The 6,512-nt window shown below is 52.6% G+C and carries 7 protein-coding genes; 5 read left to right on the top strand and 2 right to left on the bottom strand.

What is annotated here, in order from left to right; all coding sequences use genetic code 11:
- Positions 1-24: 24 nt before the first annotated feature.
- On the top strand, positions 25-573 hold the full coding sequence (locus ACOJWD_RS09740) for a Rossmann-fold NAD(P)-binding domain-containing protein (RefSeq protein WP_486993037.1): 549 nt from the start codon (positions 25-27) through the stop codon (positions 571-573).
- Between the two features lie 28 nt (positions 574-601).
- A complete protein-coding gene (locus ACOJWD_RS09735) occupies positions 602-1,792 on the top strand; it encodes an amidohydrolase (protein ID WP_486993036.1) in 1,191 nt (396 codons plus the stop codon).
- A gap of 86 nt (positions 1,793-1,878) precedes the next feature.
- On the opposite strand, the gene speE is transcribed toward ACOJWD_RS09735, so the two are convergent.
- Positions 1,879-2,736: a polyamine aminopropyltransferase gene (gene speE, locus ACOJWD_RS09730; RefSeq protein ID WP_486993035.1), complete on the bottom strand. Its 858-nt coding sequence runs from the start codon at positions 2,734-2,736 to the stop codon at positions 1,879-1,881.
- A gap of 109 nt (positions 2,737-2,845) precedes the next feature.
- Between speE and ACOJWD_RS09725 the strand changes: the two genes are divergently transcribed.
- Positions 2,846-3,283, top strand: coding sequence for a PaaI family thioesterase (locus ACOJWD_RS09725; protein WP_486993034.1), 438 nt, complete (start codon positions 2,846-2,848; stop codon positions 3,281-3,283).
- A gap of 94 nt (positions 3,284-3,377) precedes the next feature.
- Positions 3,378-5,231, top strand: a complete 1,854-nt coding sequence (locus tag ACOJWD_RS09720; protein WP_486993033.1) for a DUF4012 domain-containing protein — start codon at positions 3,378-3,380, stop codon at positions 5,229-5,231.
- Between the two features lie 18 nt (positions 5,232-5,249).
- Here ACOJWD_RS09720 and ACOJWD_RS09715 read toward each other — a convergent pair whose 3' ends face one another.
- Positions 5,250-5,522: a hypothetical protein gene (locus ACOJWD_RS09715; RefSeq protein ID WP_486993032.1), complete on the bottom strand. Its 273-nt coding sequence runs from the start codon at positions 5,520-5,522 to the stop codon at positions 5,250-5,252.
- Between the two features lie 132 nt (positions 5,523-5,654).
- On the opposite strand from ACOJWD_RS09715, the gene ACOJWD_RS09710 reads away from it, so the two are divergent.
- The coding region (locus ACOJWD_RS09710) for a branched-chain amino acid transaminase (protein ID WP_486993031.1) at positions 5,655-6,512 on the top strand (858 nt) is incomplete at its 3' end.

Genomic DNA, 6,512 nt, shown 5'->3' with positions numbered 1-6,512 from the left:
GAGGAACCGTCTAGGAGGGGTGGTATGAAGAACGCTCTGGTAATTGGCGGTACCGGTATGTTGGCAAGCCTTTCCATTAGGCTCTTGGAGTCATACCACGTTTTTGTCGTGGCCAGGCATCACCACACCCTGAAAGCGTTACAAGAACGAGCTGGCTCAAGAGACAATCATCTCATTACCATGGCGCTGGACTATCGGGAGCCCCCCCGATTGGGTCACTGGATTGCCCATATGCAGTTAATGCACGGGCCGTTGGATTTGGTGGTGGCCTGGATTCACGGCGAGGCCCAGCCGGTGGCCGACGTGGTCATGGAGGAGGTGAGCAACTACCGTCACACACCGTGGGACTACTATCAAGTGGAATGTCGTCAGTCGCTTGGGAGCGGTGTGAAAGACGCGCATATCACCCTCGGATGTCGGTACCACCGTATTGTTTTAGGATATTGCTGGGACGGCGATCATCGTCGATGGCTAACGCATGAGGAAATTTCTGACGGCGTGTGGCAGGGAATCGAAGAGGGAAGCGCACTGCGTCTTGTTGGCCAAACCGATGACGATATTCGCCATCTATAATCATACACCAAAAGGGGGAAAACCACTCGTGAGCGAGTTACGTGAAGACGCTAAAGAGCAAATCGCTGCCGTGCTCACAAATCTGAAAGACGAGATTATCGCGCTGAGTCTGGACATTCACGCCCACCCCGAGACATCGCTTCAAGAGCGCTATGCGGCACAGCGGTTAACGCAATTCTTGAAGCAACAGGGATTTCAGGTGACCCAACCAGTCTCCGGAATGGACACCGCTTTTGTGGGTACGGTGGGCCACGGTACCCCGGTGATTGCGTATTTGTTGGAGTATGATGCCCTGCCAGAAATTGGGCATGCGTGCGGACACAACCTGATTGCTGCCGGGGGGCTGGCAGCGGGCGTCGCGCTGGCGGGCCTGGCGGACCAGTTGCCGGGTCAAGTGCGTGTGATTGGAACGCCCGGCGAAGAGAAAGATGGCGGAAAAATTATTGCGCTGCGCGACGGCCTCTTTGATGACGTCGATGCCGCGTTGATGTTTCATCCGGGAGATCGATCCGTGATGTGGCGGCACGCGACGGCAGTGGTGGAACTTAAAGTCCAGTTTCACGGGGTAGCAGCACACGCCGCTCGTAGCCCACAACAAGGTCGCAATGCACTGGCAGCGCTCATACAGTTCTTTGTGGCCGTGGACGGGATGCGTCAGCACATCGCGGAGAGTTCACGCATCCATGGCATTATTACGCGTGGTGGGTCGGCGGCCAACGTGATACCGGACTTTACCGAGGCAGAATTTCTCGTGCGGGCATTAACCGGGGAGGACACCGAGGCCCTGCTGGTGAGGGTTCGAGCTTGTGCCGAGGCCGCCGCAATGGCCACCGGATGCTCAGTTACCTTCGAAGAAGGTTTACTTTATCGAGAACGGAAGAATAATCATACCTTAGCTTCTCGCGTGGGAGAATATCTCGGAAATCAGGGTTATGTCATTGATGAGCCGGTCCTCAAAGGAGGCACCGGTTCCTCCGACATTGGCAATGTGAGCCTCAAGATCCCGGCCATTCACCCATATCTCGGTGTGGCGCCACGAGGTACAGCCGGGCACTCGCATGCCATGCGGGAAGCTGCAGGAAGCGCACAAGCGCAAACAGCCATGTTAGCGATGGCCGAAGCACTCGCTTTAACCGGGTGGGACTTTCTGTCTAATGCTTCATTTCGGGCCCAAGTCCAGGAAGAATTTCTGCAATCATCGCCCGACATTCCGAGCTAGCAGTCTCGCTGCTTGTGGTGCCAATAGAAGAAGATAATGTGTCGCCAGCGTGATGTTCCAACGGCTGCCCAAGAGGCATGGTACCCTCAAGGGGACTGTTGCTGTCGTACTGTGTTCGGGACCTGTTGAGCGATTAAGGGGGGAAGGGCAAAGGCACCGCGATGGACTGACGCAGTGTACCATCGCGCGTGTGGTACGGGTGCAGTGTTGAAATGGAGTAGGTCATGCTGCTTTGAACCACTGGTAAACGTGAAGAGGCCCCCAGGATAGGTCGGGACGACACACCAATAAACGCGGGCCATGGGAAACACCGCGGCGATACTACTACTGGTCTCTTTGAGGACTTCGGGATTATAGATCGGTGTGCCCGTTTGCTGAACAAATAATCCATCCGTTGCGAGCGCGTGATAGACGGCTTGGTGAAATTCTGAGGTATAAAGAACACTTCCAGGTCCGGTTCCCTCAGGGTCGGTGGAATCCACTAAAATTAAATCGTACGCGGAGTGATGGCAGTCTTTGAGGTATTGCATTCCGTCGGTAATAATCACCTGGAGACGAGGATCATCAAATGCCTGGGTGCCATGGTGAAGGAAGCGTTTAGAGACGTCCACCACTAGGGGATCAATTTCCACTAGCGTCACACTTTGGACTTCGGGGCAGCTGAGAACTTCGCGTGCTAAGCCTCCATCTCCTCCACCCACGATGAGAATCCGATGCGGATGGGGATGGCTGCGGATCGGGACCCAGGTAAGCATTTCGTGGTAGATAAATTCGTCACCGGTGGTGGTTTGCATAATGCCGTCTAATACCAGTGCAGGACCAAATTCTTCTGTATCAAGCACTTCCACGGATTGGTATGATGAGTGACCGGAATAGAGCATGCGGTTTACTTTCCATTCCAGTCGGTGTCCCTGAGAAGCCATTTCCGAAAACCATAAAGCCATTCGCGTAACCCCTTTGCCTGGCACATTGTGCACCATATTTAGCGATCATCAGGAGCGTCCCGTGATAGATCGTGATGGGTTCTAGTATATCATGGGGGGAGATGGGGAATTGTTTGAGAAAGGTTGTCGCAACATGATGGCACGGTTTGCTGAAGAAAATCCGTTTTGGCAGTGGTTAGGCATGGCGGTCGATGAGGCTGCCATGGCGGAAGGTGTGGCTCGAGTGAATCTACCGCTTCGAGAGGAGTTGTATCAGTACCAAGGACTTATTCATGGTGGCGTATTGAGCGCTCTCATCGACTCGGCGGGCGCCTGGGCCTTTGCGTTGAAATACCAGGAACCATTACGCACCATTAATTTGTCAGTGCAGTACTTGGAGGGTGTGAGTCGACAGATGAATGACCTCGGAGCCGAAGGAGCGATAGTGCGTGTGGGCGGTCGTATCGTAATTGCGGAAGTGGTGGTACACTCGGGGGCCGATCGCGAGGTGGCGCGCGGACAAATTATCTATAGTCGAGCACCGAGATCAAAGCGTGTGGATGAATGAAAGTTAAATGGGATACATTGTGACCGACAAACGATACAATGAGTCATCGGATGATCACATAGACGAAGAAATCGGATGAAGGAGTGGGCCTGGGGTGGTGTCGTTAGTACGCTCTACGGTGCTGAATCGGGAGGTTTGGTCGAGATATTGGCGCAAGCTTGGGTTGGCATTATTGGCGATCATCCTGATGATTTATGTCGTCGTTCCCGGAGCTCTGGTCATAAGGGATGGCGTTCTCTTAAAACATGAAGTGCGATCGCTGGAAAGCGCCAATCGGGAACGCAATTTTCAACAGATTGAATCGAGCCTGAGCCGGCTACAAGGGACACTGGCTGCGTTAGCACCGACCTTGCGTTGGATGAACTTTTGGCGTTGGGTGCCTGGGGTAGGTACGAAATACGTTGACAGTCAGGAGGCGCTCCAAGCTCTACAGGAAGGACTTAGAGGGATTGACGTTCTGAACCCGGTGTTGCGACGGATGGCGCCGTTAGCAGGATACCGGCTCCATGGAAATGGCCAGACCGGGCGGACTGGCGAGCAAAAGGTGTCTGCGTTCGTCCGGGAGTTACCGGTCATGGGGCCCAAATTGAAGCAGGCCTTTCCCGATTTTCAGTCGGCCAGCCTGACCTTAAACCAGGTGCACCCGGCAGATTTTAGCGGCGTTCTAAAGCCTATTGGAGAAAAGTTAGCCGTGGCGCAATCGCTTTTAGACACGGCTGTGAAGAATATGCCTTTGGTCTATCGGTCAACGGCAGTGCTCCGCGGAATTCTCGGTAGTCCGCACCCAGTACGGTACCTTTTAATCTTTCAAAATAGTGGAGAGCTTCGCTCGACCGGGGGATTTATGACGGCCTATGGCTATCTCACCCTGAATGACGGTCGTTTAGGAAAAATAGTGGCACAAAACATGTACCTCCTAGATGCCGAGGTGACTTATCGCCCTCCGGCATCCACGGTGATCTCGACATATCTTCCGGTCTATTACTGGCACTTGCGCGACGCCAATACCTCCCCGAACGTACCGACTACCGTGGGATATATTAAGCGTTTTTATGCCTCCATTCCTCACGCACCGCACATTAACGGAGTGATTTTTGTGGACACCTGGTTTGTCGACAAGCTGATTGGTGATGTCAATGGCATTTCCGTACCCACACCCAAGGGCCCGGTCACGCTGAATCAACAAGATGCGAACTCGAAAATGGAATATATGGCGGAGGGCGAAGCACTTCCCAGCAATGTGCGTAAGAAGTTCATCGGTACGATGATGAAAACGCTCTTTCACGATGTCCTCCATTCCCATGGAATCGAGCTGGCCCGCGTGTTGACCACGGTGAATCAAAGTCTCAACCAGAAATTTGTATTGCTGTCCTTCAATAATCCCCGGGCTGAGCGTTTAGTCGAACGGTACAATTGGGGTGGGACCATGGTGTCGCACTATCGGGGAGATTATCTCGAGGTGGTGGATGAAAACCTGTTGGCGCATAAAGATAATTTTGTGATGCATTACCACCTGCGTACCCAGATTAAGCGCGTTGGGTCCCGTTATGAAGAGATCTCCAGCATTACCTACGTTGACCCTGCCATCGACAATGGCTTCATGTACGTGCCCTATCAATCTTGGGTGAGATTTTATGTGCCGCTTGGTTCTCAACTGATTTCCATCACTGGTGTTGATGGGATCCCGCCTGAGACCTACAACAACCTGGTGGTGGACAAAACGGTTTTTGGCGGACACGAAAATCTTCCCGCGCGCAATAGCAAAAGTCAGCCAGTATCCACCGGCACGGTGACAGTCACCTATTGGCTGCCTCCGCACCTCGACCTCGAGTCTGTGTTGGTGCAAATGCAGCCAGGAATTAACCATGAGACCATCTCAGTACAAAACGGTGCCTATCATAAGACGCGCGCTTTAACTCATGACGAAGTGTTTCAGTTTCGGTCTTAAAAAGAGTAGCGTCCCGCACTAGGGCAACTCTTCATTACTGGCATGGGATAGTGACGCGCCCGTGAGGTTTTTCATCGCCTCTGTGGGTTGGTGTTTTTGCTTCTCGTACACCAGGTGCACAAGACTTTTTAATTGACTCTCGTTGAGTAAAGATACGTAGTTCCACGGTCCAATCGTGACACGAACCGAGTTTCTCTTTGAATGTCCTCCGGTGTCTGATTCGTCTTCAATTTCAGTTTCCACCGACAGGGCCGGATATTGGCCGGTAATATGAAAGTCACGGATTTTCACGCTTGCCTCGCCTCCACAGCGTTAGTATTCTATAAGGATAACGAATTTATCCGAAAAACATTTCATCGCGGGGCAGGATTTTAGCTGGTGTAGTTCGAAGAAAATAGGCGTGTGGAAGAAAGGGATGTTGTGATGAAGAGTGAACCGATTGCTTTTTTTGACGGGCGCTTGACGCCGCTTGCCCAAGCTAACGTGAATATTGCTACCCATGCGTTTAACTATGGCACAGGAGTATTTGAGGGTCTTCGTGCGTACTGGAATGAGGAGCAAGAGCAGCTCTATATTGTTCAACCCGGACCGCATTTTGCACGATTGAAGCGGTCGGCACAACTGTTACATATTGAGGTGCCATACTCGGTAGAGGCATTGGTCGAGTGGACTCGAAACATGCTGCAAGCCAATCAATTTCGCGAAGACGTGTATATTCGACCTATAGCGTACAAAAAGGGAGCCGCGATTAAAGTCGGGTTATCCGGTATTGAGAGTGGACTAGCCATGTTTGCGGTGCCCATGGGAGATTATGTCTCCACTGCAGGCTTAAGTGTCGCGGTGTCCAGTTGGCGGCGAATTGCCGACAATATGATTCCGTCCCGCGCGAAGGTGACGGGTGCCTATGTGAATGCTGCGCTCTCCTCCGATCAGGCCAAATCCGATGGCTATGACGAGGCTATCATGTTGGGAGATGACGGGCATGTCTCTGAGGCGAGTTCATCAAATCTGTTTATGGTACGGAACGGCGTTCTTATTACCACACCGACCACTGCTGACATCTTGGAAGGGGTGACACGGCAGGTGGTGTTTGATATTGCGCGCGACCTAGGGATTCCGACCGAGGTGCGAGCCATTGATCGAACAGAATTGTACAGTGCGGAGGAGTTGTTTCTGTGTGGTACAGGAGTGCAGTTGGCAGGAATCACCTCGGTTGATCGACGCACCATTGGTGACGGGCAACCGGGGATGATGACCACCAAGATTCAGCAACAATATGAT

Source organism: Sulfobacillus sp. TH-112 (assembly GCF_057473405.1).
The sequence above is the reverse complement of the archived record's forward strand: the minus strand, read 5'-3'. Positions and strand labels throughout refer to the sequence as shown.

What these genes read in the sequence shown, in the direction of transcription:
- ACOJWD_RS09740 (WP_486993037.1), top strand. Translation starts at nt 25, where the DNA reads ATGAAGAACGCTCTGGTAATTGGCGGTACCGGTATGTTGGCAAGCCTT.
- speE (WP_486993035.1), bottom strand. Translation starts at nt 2,736, where the DNA reads ATGGCTTTATGGTTTTCGGAAATGGCTTCTCAGGGACACCGACTGGAA.